This is a genomic window from Sphingobacterium bambusae, assembly GCF_033955345.1.
GTDB lineage: Bacteria > Bacteroidota > Bacteroidia > Sphingobacteriales > Sphingobacteriaceae > Sphingobacterium > Sphingobacterium bambusae.
Map to the genome: position 1 here is coordinate 2916256 of NZ_CP138332.1, position 18859 is coordinate 2935114.

Consider the following 18859-nt stretch of genomic DNA (forward strand, 5'->3'; position numbering starts at 1 on the left):
GGCTTGTCAGTTTTCGGATGCAATATACGAGATGTTGCACTCGAAAAAAAGTAACGGTTTCGCTTTAAAGGAAGAGACTGTTTCCGGTTTTTGAGCTTTCGATATAGTGCATAAAAAAAGGCCGCTCCAGAAACGGAACGACCTATTTGTATAGAGGAAGGGAATTTTTAGCTTTTAGAAGGCGTAGCGTGCGCCGATCTGTAATTGCCAAGGGTTACCGTTGTATCCAGCAACACCGGCGGTATTCACTTCGTATTTGAACTGTTGTGCCGCTTGATCGAATCCGGTTACGCGGTACAGCGCTGTGTTGCCATAACTTCTGTATACGCCCCACTCTTTGTTGAGCATATTGGCGAAGTTGAACACATCTACCGAAAGCTCTACACCATGTGTTTTATAGAACTTGATTTCTTTAGCAAGACGTAAGTCGATGGTTCCGTAGAACTCATTGATACCGGCGTTACGTTCGGCAATTGTTCCTGCTGCCGATGTGATAAAATCTTTGATGCTTTGGCTGGCGTCGGGGTTGTCCAAAATAGCCTGCAAGCCTGTTCTTAGGTTTTCAGGAGTGCTTGTGCTGTTAGGGTCGAACACAAAAGCAAGGTCATTGGACGAGGTGACGAAATCGCCATTGGTGTTACCGCCCGAAAGAAGGCTATAGCGCGTACCACCTGTACCCGTGAAACGAAGACCGAACTTCACACCCCAAAAAGTAGGCGCTGTACCATAGGCAACGACTTTATGTCTGAAATGGTTCGATGAGTAGGTCACCGCGCTAAGGTTACGAGGATCATCGACCACAGGCTGAGAAAGTGTAGCCGAGTTGGCCACATTACCATTGAAAGAGGTGTTGTCCTTGGTGTCGTTCCACGTGTAGCTTGCCGTGATTTCACCATCTCCATAGTAACGGTAAGTTCCGTCAAGGACAATAGCAAACTGATTCACCTTACCAAGACTTGTCAATTCCATCACGCGACCCAATTTGTCTGAGCGACGTCCTTGTTGCCAGTCTGGCTGTCCGTTGTTTGCTGGGATAGTATTCGCCGGAACAAACACACCTCTATTTGCTTCGTTACTCAAGCGGAAGAAAGGATCTACAACCATGTTACGGTCAACATAGGTATAGTTGTTGCGCGCGAGGGTCATGTATCCCGAAAGGCCTAGTTTGAAACGGTCAGTAAGGAATTTGTTGTAGGAGATATTTGCTTTATACACCGTTGGTACCTTGGCATCTTCTCCTGTGTAGTTAATCATGGGTAACTGGTATTGCTCTAATGAAGGGATGCTACCCTGATTTTGTCTGTAAGCAAGGAAGTCAGGTGTTGGTACAAGTGGTGTACGCACATCTACTGTGGCAAAGTTTGAACCATCGAAAGTAAGGTTGTTGATGATCATGTAGTTGTTGATATCCGAAGCGAATATACCGGCACCTGCACGAAGGTAGTCTGTTTGGTTTTCGTTGATATCCCAGTTGAACTGTATACGTGGTTGCAAGATGAACGAGGCAAGTTTATTGTCTGTGCGGATGTCAAGCTCGTCGTACACCAATTGATTGAAGGTGGCTTTAGGGTAGGCTGCATAGTCCATACGTAAGCCAGCTGTCATTTCTAAACCAGCGGCGATGTTTTTACGCATTTGTCCGTACAGGCCAATATTCATGATCGTTCCGTTTACTGAAACATCATCCTTTAGAGGAACCTCGCGGTAATAGCGGTATGGCTGCATATTGTTGAAGTTCTCTAGGGATGTGACGTCTCCAGAGTTGGTGAAATGGAAGCGTCCGTTTACCTCAGATCCGTAAATAGACTTTGATTGTGTGGCCATCACATCTACACCGAGTGTGTATTTCGCAAAGTCCGTATCGAAAAATAAGTTATTCGTTAATTGCAGTACATTGTTCTTAAAGCTCTCTTGCGCGAAACGGTGACCACCTAGTTGAATGGACGTGGATAGGTTGCTACCCCCAACATTGGACACCACGTTCTCAACGATCGCTCTTGGAATATAACCATTACCAATTTGATCATTTTGTGTACTGTTCTGATAAACATATAAGTGTTGTACTTTTAGCTCATTCGTTACCCTTGGGGAGATCGAAGTACGTAAAGTTGCTAAAAAGCTATTGTCGAAATTCTTGTCGTTACCGTATGATTCCAATAGGTTGATGTTGGAGTTGTCGCCTAAGCCCAAAGGATTGTAATCGTAAGTTAGATTGTTTCGGATGGTCAATAGGTTTTTCTCATTGATCTGCCAATCTAAACGAAGAAATCCTGCATCAGATGTTCTTTTCTTGTCGATAGACCCAGTTTGCTGCTGTGCGGATACGCCGTATTTATCGCGGGCGATGCCTAGATAGCGATCCAAGGTTGTCTGGTTGATGCGGTATAGTACTTCGTCAGCTGGAGACTGCACATCGGCGATCAGAAGTGAACGGTTGTCCTGCTGTCTGTCCCACACTAAGAAAAAGTGGAGCTTGTCCTTGATGATTGGCCCACCGAGGGAGAATCCATACTGATTGGTCGTGTAATTTCCTATACGGTCGTTTCCGCGAATATCGTAGTTGCTGGTCAAATAGTCCGCGCGGCTGAAGAAGAAGGCCGATCCTGTCAATTGGTTGGTTCCGGCTTTTGTCGCAGCACTGATCGTACCGCCGCCGCTTCGGCCGAAAGTAACATCATACTGGTTCGTAACCACTTTAAATTCTCGAACAGCTTCCATAGAAACGGAATAAGGGGCACCACTACGAGATGTTGTAGAACCCGATGAGGTCGGGTTTTTGGCATTCATCCCATCAATGGTAAAATTTGTTGATGACCCAAGCTGCCCGGCGATGCTACCTCCGCTGGTTAATGGAGATAGATCTGTAAGGACGGTAAAGTTACGTCCGTTTACAGGAAGCGTATTTATATCTTTCGACGAGAAAGCCGTTGCAGCACCGAGGTAGTCTTTGGTGTTTTTCAAGCCAAAGGCGCTGATTTCTACAGCGTCAAGTGAGCGTGCAGTGGATAGCAATTGGATACTCACCTGCGCCACGTCGCCTTGGTTGAGGTTCACACCGGTAACTATACCCTCTCCGTCTTGTATATGTGTTGCCGTAACGGTGTATGGCCCGCCAAGGGGAAGCTGCTTGATGTCGTAGCTACCGCGTTCGTTGGATACGGAGGTTGTGGTAAAACCGGTGGATTCGTTTTTGACGCGAATGGTCGCGCCGCTGACCGGAGCATTTTGCTCGTTGCTGATTGTTCCTCGAATAGAGGCCTGTGTACCTTGGGCAAGCGCGCCAACGTGCAACATAAGGCCAACCAAGGAAAGTAAAAAACAACTAAGAATGTGTTTTTTTTGAGTTGAAACCATGGTGGAGTGTTTTGTGTTGTTGATGCACAAAGCTATTCGTACAATATTAACTGCATGATAGATGTGTTTTAAGTATTTGTTAAGAGGGTATGGTATTTTGCAAAAAAGAGCGGGTTTATGTTTCAAAGAGCGTATTGCTTGTCGAAACATAAACCCGCTAGCCGGTATTTTATCCTTTTATTTTAGCTCCTTCAGAATTTCTTCTACCGCTTTTTCCAATTGAGGATCTTTATCATTCACGCGATCTTGAACAGAGTTTTTGACCAGTATATCTGGTGCTACACCCGTAAGTTCTAGGTCGTCCCCATCGAGGGTATAGCAACCCCAAGCCGGCACCCGGTACATAGAGCCATCAACCAATCCTTTGGCCGAGGTAAAGATAATCCATCGATAGGTTTCTGTACCGATGATTTTCCCTAATTTCAGGGCTTTGAAGCCCGCTGCGGTCATCTCGGCATCGCTCAATGACTGCTCGTTGATGAGTAGCACGATGGGTTTTCCGGCAGGTGTAAAGTTCCCCTGCGGAGCTTTCTTTCCGCCACGATACTGCCACTGTAGATAAGGACGTTGTTGTAGAAAACGCAGCACTTCGTCGTGTACATTCCCGCCGGTGTTGTAGCGAAGATCCAAGATGATGGCTTCTTTGTTGTTTTCTTGTTCGGCCATATCAAGCAAGAATGTCTGTAGTTCTCCCCCGCCCATATTTTTCATGTGGGAATAGGCAATTCTATTATTGCTTAATGCGTTCACTTTTTTACGATTTCCTTTTATCCATTCATCATAAAGTAATTCTTTGAAATCGCCGCCAGACTGTGGACGGATATTCACCTGCTGTTCTTTGCCAGCACGCGAAACGGTGAGTTGGATTTCCGGAGCAAGAGAGGGCCAAGTAAAGTAAGCGTCACGATCTTTTTTCGGATCTATTTTTTCGCCGTTCACGGCAACCAAGATATCTCCCGCCTGCAGGTCTACACCTTTGCGGGATGCAGGCCCATTGGGCAATATACGATCGATCTTCAGGGGTTGTGCTTGGTCGTAGACAATACCCAGCTCGTTGGTTACAAAGTTGAAATTCTTGCGCTCTTCGGCTCCGGCAGAGCTAAATCCTAAATGGGATGAGTTGAGCTCGCCCAACATATCATTCAGCAATATGCGAAGGTCTGCACGTGTATTGATGCCATCTAGGTAGCTTGCATATTTCGTTTTTGTCGCGTTCCAATCAATGCCGTGGAATTTGCTGTCGTAGAAATTCTCTTCTATGCCTGCCCAAGTTTCATAGAACATCTGCTGGAATTCCTGTGCTAAATCTTTTGTAAATTTATAGCTCATGTTTACTTTGTCGAGCTTATTGCCTTCCAAGCTATATTTTTGGATAGATCCAGCGCTTAAAGCATAATATTTACCGCCTACCTCAATCAGGTCGCCAATAAAACCATCAGCCACTTTTTCGGTTTTGTTTTCTTCAAAAGGTTCGGTTACCAAACGGTACACGGCACTTTTTCCTTCGTGGTTGGACGAGAAGAATACGTAAGTCTTATCCGCTTTCTGGAAAACAAGCGGATTGTATTGTGTTCCCAATGCAGGGCTCACTTGGCTAATGCGGTCCGACAAACGGTCTAGGTCAATGCTGACCACTGGTCTTTTGTTCGTGGCAGCGGGGCTGCTGCTGGTTTTGGCCTTGTCGTCTTTTTTTGCAACACTGTCTTTTTTCTCCGTCTTCGTTTCGCTAAATAGCTCATCGAACTTGCTGCTGCGATACGGAGCATCGATGTTTTCTAACGCCATTTTGTAAATGCTCGAAAACTGCATGCCTGTTGGGTAGGAAGGTTTCGTGCGGTTGCTCGCAAAGTAGATGTATTTACCATCGGGTGACCAATAAGGATTGGCTTCGGTAACGCCGGTGTTTGTCAGGTTTGTCGTGCTGCCGTTGGCAATGTGGTGCACGAAGATATCTTGTTCAAAATTGCGAATAGCAGTGAATAGTACATAGGCGCCATCCGGAGAGAACGAGGGTGCTGAGTTTTGAAAGGCCCAAATTTCATCTTTTACGATAACCGTGCTCTTCAACGTTGCGAGATCTAATAAGCGCACCTCGTCCCTGCCGCTCAGGTAAACGGCTTTCGTGACCTCGGCATTAAAGGTTAGGTTTCTGTTGTTCCGTAGATCACTTGTCAGCTGTTTGGTATCGCCCGATCCATCGGCAGGGCGGGTGAACCAATTTTGGTAGCCTTGATGCGTTTGGCTGAATAGTAAGGTCTTATTGTCTTTCAGCCATTTCACCTCCATGGCACGTTCGCCGCGATTGGGCATCTTGCGGATAAATTTTCCTTCGATGTCGCTCACGAACACTTCTCCGCGCGATATAAAGGCGATTTTTTTGCCGTCTGGCGCAACATCGAAAGCGCTGATGTTGTTGCTGACGTCAAATTCCTTTTCTTTCCCGAGCACCTTGTTGCGGCTCAGTTGTATCGTCGGTTGTATCGTTTTCTTTGTGTTCGTATCATACAGATAGATCTGATAATCTTTTTCAAAAACGATTTTTCCTCCCTCTGCAGCGACAGACGGCCGTTTTATGGATTCCTTGAAATTGGTCAGAGCGACTTTCTTTCCTGCTTCGAAGGTGTACAGGTTGTATTCATCATTTCCTTCGTCTGAAGCAAAGTATATATGACCATTGCGATCAACACTGGGCCAAAAGTCCTTGCCAATATAGTCTGTGTACTGTTTAAAAGTTTTAGTTTTCGGGTCATAAGAGCGGATGTCCGGATTGAATGCGCCTTTATATCGTTTTCTATTGGCAGATGAATAACTCTCCCAAGAATCGTTGAAAAGAAGCTCTCCCGAAGGTGTCTGAACCACGCCATGGATGAAATTAAAGAAGTGTGGCAAGATGCGCTCGGCAGTTCCCCCATTTCGATCGACTTTGTAGCTGGAAAACCTGTTGTAGCGCGAGGACGTGAAATAGATCGTTTTGCTATCCCATCCCCAGCTGTCGACCTCATCGGAGCCCTCATGATACGTGAGCTGCTGTATGTCTCCACCTTCTAAGGGCATGGTAAATACATCCATGTTTCCATTTTGGTTGGATGAAAATGCCAACCATTTTCCATCTGGTGATATTTTTGGTGCAATTTCGTTGCCTTCCATGGCGGTTAGGCGAAGGGCCACGCCGCCTTGGCTGCCTACTTTCCACAGGTCTCCCTCGAAGCTGAAAACTAGCGTACTGCCATCTGGGCTTAATGTAGGGTAGGAAAGAAAGGCCGGTTGTTGTTGTGCCATGGTCCAAGCACAACTGCCGAAAGACAGACCTAAAAAAAGAATTGTTTTGATCATAAGGAAAGGTAATAAATCATCTGTTGTTTACGTCATCTACTATCGGTTTGAAAATACCGTTAAACCGGTTGAAATGAGCGATGTCGTTTACCTACAAATATATCATTGTAAAGACTAACTCGTATGTTGGTATTGTATTTTTTACAAGCCTCGATTGCGACCTCGTTGTTTTATTTTGCGGCTGCGGTTGAAGAGCATGCGGCGGAGCTGTAGGACGCCAACGGTGAGCTTTCTTTTGGAACTGAGGTGCGGAATGGCCATACAGACAAGCACGGCTATGCAAGCGGCTGTGCCCAATGCTCCGCCGTAGCCATCGAAATAGCGACTGGTGTGAAGGTATATCAATCCAAAGAGCAGGCCCGCGATAACGATGCCCAGCATGTTGGCCAAGCGGTCGCTGCTTACCATGCCTATAAATGAAGCCCCTATGACAACGAGGGGAATATGCTTGGAAAGGTCGGGAGATAGCCAGATTGGAAAGCAGTGGGAGATCAATCCGACGGCTAGTGCCAAGAGCGCTGAAGCGCGGACCGGCCCCTGTTTGAATCGCATATGAAGCAGATGCGTGAGGACGGCACTTGACGCGGAAAGAATGAGAATGATAGCATTGATCATGCGCCGTTGAAAAAATAAATTAGAAAATAGGTGATGGTGACGCCCAAAAAGGCAAGTGTACCAAGCTTGCCCCCAACGCCTTGCATAATGCTTTTGGAAACGATGAGAAAAATAGCGGTAAACATACTTGCCGCAAAGATAAAACCCGGTCCCGTGGCTATCTTGGGGCTTGACATGCCAACAAATGCACCACAGTAGATAGCTACAGGGAGCTTTTGTAGATATACCGAACGAGGGCGTAAGTTGGGAAGAAAGGAAGCTGCGGTGCCTACAATGGCTGCCGCCAGCACCGGTCCCAATTGCAAGATCTGGTTGATATAATAGCTGCAGATAGCGCCGATGGGCACCCATAAGGCGACTTTGAGGGATTCGTATTCCTGATGTTCCTCGTGAAGCTGCACTTTCATGTAGGTATAGAGGAGCAAAATCGTCAAGGAAAGTAGCGTAATTGGAACTAGGTAGCTGCGGCTATTTTCCCGAAAGATACTATACAGAAACAGTGCCTGTATAAAAAAAAGCAGGAGGATGATGCTATAGCGAATTCCTTTTTTCATGTTTTAGTTGCGCAAAGTTAAGTCTTTCGCTGGAATCGCTCCGTCAAAAGACAGTATTATGCTCCTGTTCTGACACTTTGGCTTGATGCTTGTGAAAATAATGGTAATTTAGAAGGGAAAAGTCTGTTATATGAAAAAAGTGCTGTTGTTGCTTTGCAGTTGTTTTGTTATAGGGATGGTTACCGCACAAGAGCGGGCGGCAGATAAATGGATATGGGGCCCGTCGATAGGTTGGCAATATCAAAGTGGGAATTTTTTAAAGGCTTCGGGCTGGGGATTATTTGCCCCTAACGACCGGCAATATATCAAGATCGATGCTGGAGCCAATTTTACCTGGATGCGCGATCAAACAACGGTCATACCGGAATTGGGCCTGACCTACTATTTGAGCAATAAATTGATCTTTCCATTTATAAAGGCGGAAGCTACACCCTACACGATTACACCAAAAGTGGGTATTGGATTGTTGTCCATTATCGATCTTGGATTGGGGTATGGTTTTTCCATGGGCACGAAAGACGATTTTAAGCCTATCAAAGGATTGACAGGTTCGGTTAGCTTAAATATTCCACTAAATTTCCATTTGCGATAATTGTCTGTCGTCTTGTCTGTTGTCTATGGTGTAGTTTCGCGATTGATGGTCTGTGAAGTGCAAGAGGAAAGACGATCTTTTAGTACATGAAATAGTGATTTGGCAAGCCAATTTTTTTTCACGATCACGACCAGCTGGAGCTTGGAATTTGCCGATTGCATACCTCAGAGCTGTTCGTTTAAAATGTTGAAAATTAATGTCCTAAGCTCGTTCGGAATTTTTGCCCCTCTCCAATAAAAAATCTAAATACGCTTAAATATCTGATACATAAAAGTTTCCCAACCGTCATGTTTGTCAAAAAAACAGAAATAAATTTTTAAACATCACAAAAAAAAGATACTTTTGCATCCCCAAACTGCTATTGCGTTAAGGGTTGAGAAATAAATAATTACAGTAAAAACAGATATGACTAAAGCAGAAATTATTGCGGAGATCTCTAACAAAACGGGCTTAGAGAAAGTAGACGTTCAAGAAACAGTTGAAGCGTTTTTCAAAGTTGTGAAAAGTGCCATGGTTAGTGGAGAGAATGTGTATGTTAGAGGGTTTGGAAGTTTCGTGGTAAAGAAAAGAGCAGAAAAAACAGCACGTAACATTTCGAAGAACACGGCGATCATTATTCCGGCACACTTCGTACCAAGCTTCAAACCTGCAAAAGTTTTTGTAGAAAAAGTTAAACAAGGAAACAAGTAAAACCTGATGAAGACCAAACAGATAATAGTAATCGTAATTGTTGTTGCCCTAATGGGTGCATTGCTTGCGCGCCCTATTAAAGGTTTGGTGGAAGAAAATAAAGGAGCGAATGCTTCCGCCAGCGCGGAAGCTTCTTCAGCTTTTAATCTCCAAACAGTCTCCGACATGACCAAGCAATCGATAAATGGTAGCTTGGCGCAGGAGATAACGGCGTTGGAAGCAAAAGTAGCAGAAGCGGATGGTGAAGAAAAGCTTACTTTGTTGCAGGAACTTGCAAAAAAATGGGATGATTTAGCCAAATATGCACCTCAAGGATTTATTTATGAGGAAATGGCGAAAATTTCTCCTAAATTTGAGTATTGGTTGAAGGCCGGTGATGCCTTCCGTTCTGCGTACACGAATTTGCAAGACACTGCTATGGCAACCGCATTGAATCAAATGGCTATACAGTCGTATGAGCATGCTGCCGAGCTGGACGCAAACAACTTGGACGCAAAAACGGGTTTAGGCGCAGCCATGGTAACGGGTACGAATAACCCGATGGCTGGTATTGCTTTGTTGAGGGAAGTTGTCGCAAAGGATCCAAAAAATATTCAAGCAAACAAAACGTTGGGGTTGTTTTCATTGCAATCCCGTCAATTTGACAAGGCTATTGAACGTTTCAAAACCGTTGTTGAATTGAAACCCGACGCTGAATCGTATTTCTATTTGGCGACGGGCTATGAAAATATTGGGTTGAAAAATGAGGCTATCGCCGCTTTTCAGAAAAGCAAAGAATTGGCCGCAGATCCAACCCTTTCTCAGTTCATCGAACGTCGTATCGAAGAACTAAGTAAGTAATTAACATATTTATTTATAATCATTTAAAAAAATTAAAGCTATGCCAAGCGGAAAAAAAAGAAAAAGACACAAAATGGCTACTCACAAGCGTAAAAAACGTTTAAGAAAAAACAGACACAAGAAAAAATAAGCTTGTTGGTCTTTTTGGCTGAAGCCGCATAAGACGTCGTACAATCTATGGTTTCGCTCCGGTAAAACTGTAGATTGTATTTTTTCATTAACGAGTTTTTTTATGTTTCATCAGACAGGATGCAAATCGTAGCATCAGGTCTTAAAAAAGTAGCTGTTGGTAAAGGAACTAATTATCGATTCTACTCCCGATAAAGGAGTGACTATTGCTTTACTACAGGACAAACAGCTTGTTGAGCTGAACAAAGAAAAGGCTGATAATAGTTTCGCCGTGGGCGACATTTACCTTGGGCGGATCAAAAAGATTATGCCCGGTTTAAATGCCGCATTCGTAGATGTAGGCTACGAAAAAGATGCGTTCTTACATTATTTGGATTTAGGGCCACAGGTTCAGTCTTTACTCAAGCTGACGCGTATTGTAAAGAATGGCAGCTATCAAGAGAAGCTGCTCAATAGTCTGAAACTTGAAAAGGACATCGATAAAGCCGGGAAGATTTCGGATATTTTAAGCCGAAACGTGCTTTTACCAGTACAGATTGCCAAAGAACCTATCTCGACGAAGGGACCCAGATTGAGTTCTGACCTCTCCATCGCAGGTAGATTCGTTGTATTGGTGCCATTTTCAAGTACAGTTTCCATCTCCAAGAGGATTAAAGGGAATGCCGAACGTACGCGACTGAAGAAAATTGTAGAAAGTATTAAACCTGCAAACTTCGGCGTGATCATACGGACGGTTTCTGAAAACAAAGGTGTCGAAGAACTACAGAAAGACCTTTTGGACTTAATCTCTAAATGGGAGCTTTTTAGCAAACGCCTTAAAACTGCTGAACCAACGCACAAGGTGCTCGGAGAAATGGATCGTGCATCCACTATTCTGCGGGACATCTTGACGGATGAGTTTGCGCATATTCATGTGAATGATTCGGCCTTGTACGATGAAGTAAAATCATATGTACAGGAGATTTCACCTGATTTGGAAAAGATAGTTAAGCAGTATAAGCATAAGGAACCTATCTTTGACCATTTTGGTGTGGAGCGCCAAATTAAGGCTTCTTTTGGCAAAACGGTAAATCTACAGGGCGGTGCTTATCTAGTGATCGAGCACACCGAAGCACTTCACGTGGTGGATGTGAACAGTGGAAACCGGATAGCTAGTAAAGAAAATCAAGAAGAAAATGCTCTGCTGGTCAATAAAGAGGCCGCAAAGGAAATCGCAAGGCAATTGCGGTTGCGTGATATGGGCGGTATCGTTGTGATCGATTTTATCGACATGCATAAGCCGACCAATCGTAAAGAGCTGTACAGTTATCTGAAGGAATGCATGGTTAATGACCGTGCAAAACACACCATCCTTCCGCCAAGTAAATTTGGCTTGGTGCAGATAACGAGACAGCGCGTCAGACCTGAAATGAGCGTGGTGACAAGTGAGAAATGTCCCGCATGTGGAGGTACTGGCGAAATCCGCTCGAGCATGATATTGCTTGATGACATCGAGAATAATTTGAGTTTTATCTTGCAAGAACAAAACGAAAAAGGAGTGACACTTTCCGTGCATCCTTATATAGGCGCCTACATTACGTCGGGTTTGTTCTCAAGGCGAATCAAATGGTTTTTCAAATACGGCAAGTGGATTAAAATTAAGACCGTATCATCTTATTATCTGACGCAATTTCGATTCTTTAATAGTAAGGAAGAAGAAATTAAGTTATAAAAAGAAATTGAAAAAGGGTAACACGAGCTGTTGCCCTTTTTTTATGTCGTTACTTTAGAGAGATTCCTCTTTAATAATTTCCAACATTGCCTTCAGCTTTGCTTCTGTGGAATCCTCATTTAGCCAGTGTATCTTGACGCCATCCTTTTCCATTTTCCGAAAAAAGGTCATCTGCCTTTTGGCATACCGGTGTATCTCTGTTTCGAGCTTCGTAAAGTAGCGCTCTCTATCCATGTCTCCCAAAAGGTACATGGAACTGTATTTGTATTCGAGTCCATAGAATTGTAGCTCGGCGTGTGTTACACCTTCTGCCAACAGCTGTTCGACTTCTTGTATCATTCCTCCGTTCAGCCTTGCTTTTAGTCGCTCGCTGATGCGTTGCCGGCGAAGGTCAAGCGCAGGATCTAGGCCGAAAACCAGCGGATTATAGATTACGGCTTCTTTCGCTGGCAGGAATCCGCTCTTCAGCGCCTCCAAGATCTCCAAGGCGCGAACTATTCTTTTGTGGGAGCTGTAATCTATTTTAAAATCGGTTGGGATGTCGTACGTTGCTAACTTCGCCTGCAAGGTAGGTTTGTCCAAAGAGACCAACTGATCTCGAAAGGATTGGTCAACCGGTACCTGTATATAAGGCTGTTTCACGATGAGCGAATGCATGTACATGCCCGTTCCACCGACGGCGATCGGAGCTTTACCTCTTGCAATGATGTCTTGATAGGCCGTGTGGAAATCACTTTGAAACTGTGCGATATCGTAGCGCTCTTTCGGATCTCGGATGTCAATGAGATGGTACGGGATGTTCCCATAGGCGTCAAGATCTTTTCCGGTACCAATATCCATACCCCGATATACTTGCCTAGAATCGATGCTGATGATCTCGCCGGCAATCTCCTTGGCAAAAGCTATGGCCAGTGCTGTTTTGCCAGAGGCTGTCGGTCCCAAAAGGGTATATAAAAAATGAGGAGGGGTTGTTTCCCCCTCCTGCATGTTATCGTTGATTGTCTGTTTTATCACAGTACAAATTTAGTCCATTTTTCATTGCTCTCGTTGCTGGCAACTACATTTTGTACAAAGGCCATTCCACGAACGCCATCCTGTACGGAGGGAAAATCCAGTTCTTCTGGTGTAGGTGTTCTGCCTTCCCTTTTTGCGCTCGCAGTAGCTGCGAAGTTTCTGTAGATGTTTGCAAAGGATTCCAGCAGGCCTTCCGGATGTCCGGCAGGGATGCGCGTGTTGTGCGTCGCGAAAGAACTTAACGTGTAGGGAGCAGCATAAGCATTTCCCGTGCGGTAGATCTGACGTGGCTGATCCAGCATTTTGATGATCAGGTTGTTTGGGTCTTCATTGGCCCATTCTAAACCACCTTTTTCTCCGTAAATACGGAGCCTTACTGCATTTTCTTCGCCGGCAGATATCTGCGAAGCCATTAACACACCTTTCGCTCCATCTTCAAAGCGTAATAATACCGATCCGTCATCATCCAGCAAACGGCCTTCCACGAATGTTGTTAAATCAGCACAAAGCTCCGTGATGCGAAGGCCGGTGACGTACTCAGCAAGGTGCGCAGCATGTGTTCCTATATCGCCCATCACCAAGGATAAGCCTGATTTCTTTGGATCGGCTCGCCAAGCAGCACCCGCATTTCCTTCTCTCTCGGATAATCGGCTCAACCATCCTTGCGGATATTCCACCACAATTTTACGGATCTTGCCAAAGTGTCCGTCTTTTACCATCGCTTTGGCTTGTTTCACCATTGGGTAGCCGGAATAGGTATGCGTCAAGCATAGCGTACGTCCTGTGCTCTCTACAATTGCTTGCAATTCTTTTGCTTCATCCAAGGTAACGGTCATTGGTTTTTCAACAACGACGTCAAATCCATTTTCCAAAGCCAGCTTTGCTGGGCCGAAATGCAAAAAGTTTGGCGTAACGATGGTGAGGAAATCCATGCGCTCTCCCTCAGGAAGTGCGGCTTCCTTGCTTATCATCTCCTCGTAATTGGCGTAAACTCTATCAGGAGCAATAAAAAGGTCTTCACCCGATTGTCTGGAAACTTCGGGGTCTACGCTGAAAGCTCCGCAGACCAGTTCTATTTTTCCATCCATAAAGGCTGCAATACGGTGAACCGCGCCAATAAAGGCGTCCTTGCCCCCGCCAACCATACCCATACGTAATTTACGTTTCATAAGATTGTCTTCGTTTTTAATGTTTTTCTAGGCTAAATATACATATCGAAAGTGGGTTTTCATAATCGGAGAACCAACTTTGTGCTTCCGCTATTGCAAACGGAATAGCTCTCGTCGGCATGCTTTAGAGGCGCGTCGGCGGGACTCGTAGTCGACGAAATTTGACGTAATCCATTGACGATAAGGTAGCATTGCGGAGCGATCTCGCCAACCTCTTTGAAGCCTAGTGTTGCAAGATTGGAATCTTGCGACCAGTCTCGATCCACATAGGTCATGATATCGTTGGGCTGAAAATCTTTTATGAAGGATTTAAGCAGTTTGGATAGCCCTCCGACAACCCGAAAGTTTGATTTGTGGCAAAAACGGATCAGCTCAAAGGAGCGGTAGCCTTCGTGCTGGTCGCGCATCCGTCTTCCGCCGCTGAAGATAGCGACCGACAGCAGTTCGCCGTCCTGAAATAGACCATAGCGATATTTTCCCGGGATCGCCATTTGGAGGTGGTGTTCATCTAAAAAGTTGATGCTTACGCGTTTGTCGATACGGGCAACAACCGTTTTCCTAGCGTATACGACCTGTCCATTGCCATACAGTGAAGCAAGTCTCGCGCAGAGTTTGTCGACATCTGAGACAACCTGATCGTAGTCGATGTGAATGGTTCTATTCAGAGCATTAGGCAAACGCTTTTCTACACCTGGTAGATAAATGATTACAGATAAATCCAATTCTGGAGCATGCAAGGTTATAGTACTCTTCTCGAATTTCTTCGTAAAAGTCGTTCCTAATAGTTTTTCTACAGTTGTTATAAAACAATTTATTCTGTCCTTGTCTGGGGCGTTCATTCTTCCTACAAAGTTAGCAGAATCTAAATGGGTATAAATTATTATTGATACCTTTGCACAGAAATTGAAAAGTATGAAATTACCTATAGTAGCATATGGCGATCCCGTGTTGAGGAAAAAGGCGGAGGAGATAGATGAAGACTACCCCAATCTTAAAGAAACCATTGCTGATATGTTTGAGACGATGTATGCGGCGCGAGGTGTTGGTTTGGCAGCTCCGCAGGTCGGTTTACCTATTCGCTTGTTTGTTATAGACGCTTCTCCCTTTGCGGAGGATGACGAGGATGGCGAAGGCGATCCTTCTTTGAAAGATTTTAAAAAAGTATTGATCAATCCCATAATCTTGGAAGAAACCGGTGAAAAGTGGGGCTTTAATGAGGGCTGTCTCAGCATTCCCGATATCAACGAAGAAGTGATGAGACCGTCCAATGTATTGATCAACTACCTAGATGAAAATTTTGAAGAGCACGAGGTACAATTGAGTGGATTGGCAGCGCGTATCGTTCAACATGAGTATGACCATATTGAAGGGAAGTTGTTCGTTGATAAGCTAGGCCCACTGAAAAAAGCCATGCTGAAAGGAAAATTAGACGCGATCTCCAAAGGGATGATTCGTGTGGGATATAAGATGAGATTCCCGCAAATAAAGAAGAAAAGATAGCCGCTCGGCTATCTTTTCTTCTTTACAGGGCTAACCGCCGATAACCGGAAGGGATAGTTTGAACTTTACGGCGATGAGCCGAATGACGAATATGATGGCTGCCGATGAGAATGCATTTATCGTGCTGTTCACACCGACTAGACCGAGAACGATATACAGAATAGCTCCCAACAAGCAGGCTGTAGCATAGATTTCTTTTCGAAAGATGAGCGGTGTTTCGTTCATTAAGGTATCTCGAATGACGCCCCCCATAACTGCTGAAAACATTCCCAACATGATGGCAGCGATGGCTGAAGCGTCGAAAGACAAGGATTTCTGTACACCAACGATGCAGAAGAAACCGATGCCGATCGCATCAAAAAAAGAAAGTGTTCGTGCTAGTTTGTCCAGTTGTTTATTGGCCAAAATGGATATGCTTACGCCTATGAGTATGGCTATAAGATAATTGTCATCGTCTACCCACACGGGACGTAGGTTTAAGAAAACATCTCGTAATGAGCCACCTCCTATCGCCGTAACGAAGCCGGTGAATGCCGCTCCGAAGATGTCGATATGTTTGCGATTTGCTGCCATGGCTCCCGATATCGCAAAAACCATGGTGCCTAATAAATCAATGGAATAGATGATGTTCATTGGCGTATAGTGCTACTGAAACAATAATACGCAAAAAAATATTGGGTTGAGGGAAAGTCTTCATGCTTTAGAAACCAACAAGAGAAGGACTGTGCCTTCTCTTGTTGGTATACTTCAGAAAATTCGATTGTACCTTCTGGTTTACTTTTCGTTTTTATTGTCGTTTTGTGGAGCCGTTAGCTGTTTCGATTTTTCTTTCCAAGCGGGCGAATTATAATACTCTGTAAGTTGCTTGGCATTTTCTTCTATTTTACTGATTTTTTCCTTCCACTCTGGCGAATTGTAGTATTCCTCTACTTTGCGTGCGTTCTCCTCTATTTTGGCAATCTTGTCTTTCCATTCCGGAGAGTTATAGTATTCCTCGATGCGTTTTGAGTTGTTTTCAATCTTAGCAATATGCTCTTTCCATTCTGGCGAGTTGTAGTACTCTTCTACTCGTTTGGCATTTTCCTCCACCTTGGCAATATGCTCTTTCCATTTGGGCGAGTTATAGAATTCCTCCACACGTTTGGCATTGGTTTCGATTTTGGCAATTTGCTCTTTCCATGCCGGCGAGTTGTAGTATTCCTCTATCCTTTTGCTGTTGGCGGCTATCTTAGCAATATGCTCCTTCCATGCTGGGGAATTGTAATACGCTTCGATACGTTTGGCATTGGCCTCTACCTGCGCGATATGCTCTTTCCACTCGGGCGTTTGCATACGTTGCTGCAGTACATCAGCCTCTTTTTGTAGTGCTATCGGTGCAATGGGATCGATGGGCGCTAATGTTGGTAACGGTTGGATGGTGTCGAGCGGAGCAAGTGTAATGCTGTTTATTTCTGTCGTATCACAAATCTGCGCCGTTAGCTCTTCGCTTACAGCTTCCCCCATAGGCAGGAGCTCGAGTTCTTCCATTTGTTCGAGGCTTATTATAGCAGGGTTTTCCGCTGGCTGTTGTTCTTTGTTTTGTGGTGCAATCCAAGCTACGGTAACTAAGGCCACGGAGCTAAGCAGCAAAGCAATGAGATGTTGCTTAACATTGATATAGTTCTTTTCCATTTTGGTTATTCTTTTTATTCGGTGTAGTAAATGATGGTTTTTTCCAGTGGCGGCCATGGCATAGGCCGGTGCAATGTGATGACTGTTTAGCTCGACCGACATCAATGCTTGTGCATAGGCTATTGGGGATGGTACCCATTTAACAACCATATCGTCACAGGCATGCTCGCGTTCGGCTTCAATATGTTTTGACAAGAGCCAGATAAATGGATTGAAAAACAGTACGGTTTCCATGATAACCTTGAAAAGGTTAAATAGGTAATCATTACGCTTGATATGTGCTAGCTCGTGAATCAAAATTGATTCGACTTGTTTCAAGTCAAGATGGGTGACCAGTGCTATTGGAAAAAGTATAATGGGTTTTACGTGACCTAGCGTTAAGGGCACGGATACTTTTTCGGAAAGAAAAAACCTAACTTTCTTGCTTGGTGTCAGCGTTGCGCTAATCCGCTGAAATGATTCCTGCCACAGGCTGGGTGCGTCCTGTAGTCCCCTTGTTTTTAGATAATGGAGCTTGGAGAAACTGTTTGTGAACAGGATCATTTGTATAAGTAGTCCGATGACATAGAGCGAGGCAAACCAAGGGAACATAGGTTCTAAAGCATGTAGGATATGCGTTGATGCCTGTATGTCCAAGAGCTGCTCCGTTGTGAAATCTATTGGAGATGATGACAAGGCGCTTCTCGAAAAATCCAAATAGTGTACAAATGTGGCAACGAAGCAAAAGAAAATACTAGCTTGTGCGCAGAGGGCCATAATGTATTTGTTTTTGGCACTTGATTTTGGAAGCGCAACATAAACTAGGCATAGTAGGCAGTAGATAAGTACGCCTTGCCATAAAGAGTGTACGATGCTCCACCCTAGCGCATGTGTGATGTTTTGAAAGATAGCGTTCATAGCTTATGAGTTTTCAAGGGTATTTAAGTATTCTTTTATAAGATCAATCTCCTCTTTGCTTGCTCGCTGATTGCCTAAGGCTTGCATCACCAAGCGTGCCGTAGATCCATTGTACACAGCATCGATCATTTTATCCAAGAATTGATGTTGCGTTTGTTCTTTGCTTAAAAGCGCTTTATACAAATGTGTTTTTGAGGAGCTGTCTCTACTTACCATGCCCTTGTCAAACATAATTTGCATAAGCTTAAGTGTTGTCGTGTAACCGATATCTTTTTTGTCAAGTTGTTCGTGCACGTTGCGTACGCTGCTCTCTCCTTTTTCCCAAAGGATTTGCAATATTTCCATTTCACTATCTGTCGGCTTCATTTGATCTACGAATTTGTTCGTAGATCAAATGTACGAAGTCTTTCGTATATTCCAAATGTTTTCTAATTTTTATTTTAAGATTGTTTGTGCGACCAGGCTTGTTCGCTGCTGCGACGGCCATATACGTTTGTTCGTTGCTTGTGTAAAATGGCCTTTAAGGCTTTTTCAAATAGCAAAGGAATATTCTTCTCAAAAATATCGCGCAGTATTCCAGCATCTTGTGTGCTGTCTGAAAGAAATAAGCTGGAATAATTTGCAAGATATATGCCAAAGTTTCTATCTTTGCACCACTCCGCAAGGGAGGGACGATTGAAAAGCGAAAAACAGAAGATGGAAAAAGCCTTTAACGAAGGGTGTTTTCACGGTTAAAAAGCCCGAAAGGGCCTCAAAAAAAAAGTTCAACTTTATTTTGTGAAACCGAAAA

General features: G+C 44.3%; 15 protein-coding genes. 5 read left to right on the top strand and 10 right to left on the bottom strand.

Annotation, left to right across the window (positions count from 1 at the left end; all coding sequences use genetic code 11):
• Positions 1–174 precede the first annotated feature (174 nt).
• The 4 genes from SCB77_RS12200 to SCB77_RS12215 all read right to left on the bottom strand — a co-directional run bounded on the left by SCB77_RS12200 (position 175) and on the right by SCB77_RS12215 (position 7856).
• Positions 175–3354 carry a TonB-dependent receptor gene (locus SCB77_RS12200; protein ID WP_320182286.1) on the bottom strand — a complete coding sequence of 1060 codons (3180 nt, stop codon included), beginning with the start codon at positions 3352–3354 and terminating at the stop codon, positions 175–177.
• Between the two features lie 177 nt (positions 3355–3531).
• Complete coding sequence (locus SCB77_RS12205; RefSeq protein ID WP_320182287.1) at positions 3532–6687, bottom strand: S41 family peptidase; 3156 nt, start codon at positions 6685–6687, stop codon at positions 3532–3534.
• A gap of 141 nt (positions 6688–6828) precedes the next feature.
• On the bottom strand, positions 6829–7239 hold the full coding sequence (locus tag SCB77_RS12210) for a hypothetical protein (protein WP_320182288.1): 411 nt from the start codon (positions 7237–7239) through the stop codon (positions 6829–6831).
• Between the two features lie 59 nt (positions 7240–7298).
• Entirely contained in the window at positions 7299–7856 is a 558-nt protein-coding gene (locus SCB77_RS12215) for a hypothetical protein (RefSeq protein ID WP_320182289.1), read from the bottom strand.
• A 130-nt stretch (positions 7857–7986) separates the two neighbouring features.
• Here SCB77_RS12215 and SCB77_RS12220 point away from each other — a divergent pair, with 130 nt between their 5' ends.
• The 4 genes from SCB77_RS12220 to SCB77_RS12235 all read left to right on the top strand — a co-directional run bounded on the left by SCB77_RS12220 (position 7987) and on the right by SCB77_RS12235 (position 11818).
• Positions 7987–8448, top strand: a complete 462-nt coding sequence (locus tag SCB77_RS12220) for a hypothetical protein (RefSeq protein ID WP_320182290.1) — start codon at positions 7987–7989, stop codon at positions 8446–8448.
• Positions 8449–8853: 405 nt separating this feature from the next.
• Positions 8854–9138: an HU family DNA-binding protein gene (locus tag SCB77_RS12225; RefSeq protein ID WP_320182291.1), complete on the top strand. Its 285-nt coding sequence runs from the start codon at positions 8854–8856 to the stop codon at positions 9136–9138.
• Positions 9139–9144: 6 nt separating this feature from the next.
• Positions 9145–9978: a TPR domain-containing protein gene (locus SCB77_RS12230; protein WP_320182292.1), complete on the top strand. Its 834-nt coding sequence runs from the start codon at positions 9145–9147 to the stop codon at positions 9976–9978.
• Between the two features lie 286 nt (positions 9979–10264).
• A complete protein-coding gene (locus SCB77_RS12235) occupies positions 10265–11818 on the top strand; it encodes an Rne/Rng family ribonuclease (RefSeq protein WP_320182293.1) in 1554 nt (517 codons plus the stop codon).
• A 54-nt stretch (positions 11819–11872) separates the two neighbouring features.
• Here the strand turns inward: SCB77_RS12235 and miaA are convergent, their stop codons facing one another.
• Genes miaA through SCB77_RS12250 form a run of 3 tightly spaced genes read right to left on the bottom strand, consistent with a single transcriptional unit; the run spans position 11873 to position 14678 of the window.
• The gene (miaA, locus tag SCB77_RS12240; protein WP_320182294.1) at positions 11873–12832 is read right to left on the bottom strand and encodes a tRNA (adenosine(37)-N6)-dimethylallyltransferase MiaA; all 960 of its coding nucleotides are present in this window, start codon (positions 12830–12832) and stop codon (positions 11873–11875) included.
• Positions 12829–14001 (bottom strand): Gfo/Idh/MocA family protein, encoded by a 1173-nt coding sequence (locus SCB77_RS12245; protein ID WP_320182295.1) that lies wholly within the window; start codon positions 13999–14001, stop codon positions 12829–12831. The genes miaA and SCB77_RS12245 overlap by 4 nt, the downstream gene beginning before the upstream one ends.
• 59 nt (positions 14002–14060) lie before the next feature.
• Positions 14061–14678 (bottom strand): hypothetical protein, encoded by a 618-nt coding sequence (locus SCB77_RS12250; protein WP_320182296.1) that lies wholly within the window; start codon positions 14676–14678, stop codon positions 14061–14063.
• Positions 14679–14913: 235 nt separating this feature from the next.
• Between SCB77_RS12250 and def the strand changes: the two genes are divergently transcribed.
• Positions 14914–15501, top strand: coding sequence for a peptide deformylase (gene def, locus SCB77_RS12255; RefSeq protein WP_320182297.1), 588 nt, complete (start codon positions 14914–14916; stop codon positions 15499–15501).
• A gap of 30 nt (positions 15502–15531) precedes the next feature.
• Here the strand turns inward: def and SCB77_RS12260 are convergent, their stop codons facing one another.
• From SCB77_RS12260 to SCB77_RS12270, 3 genes are all read right to left on the bottom strand, one after another.
• Positions 15532–16134: a trimeric intracellular cation channel family protein gene (locus SCB77_RS12260; protein WP_320182298.1), complete on the bottom strand. Its 603-nt coding sequence runs from the start codon at positions 16132–16134 to the stop codon at positions 15532–15534.
• Between the two features lie 141 nt (positions 16135–16275).
• Complete coding sequence (locus SCB77_RS12265; RefSeq protein WP_320182299.1) at positions 16276–18069, bottom strand: M56 family metallopeptidase; 1794 nt, start codon at positions 18067–18069, stop codon at positions 16276–16278.
• A gap of 3 nt (positions 18070–18072) precedes the next feature.
• Positions 18073–18435 (bottom strand): BlaI/MecI/CopY family transcriptional regulator, encoded by a 363-nt coding sequence (locus SCB77_RS12270; RefSeq protein WP_320182300.1) that lies wholly within the window; start codon positions 18433–18435, stop codon positions 18073–18075.
• Between the last annotated feature and the right edge of the window lie 424 nt (positions 18436–18859).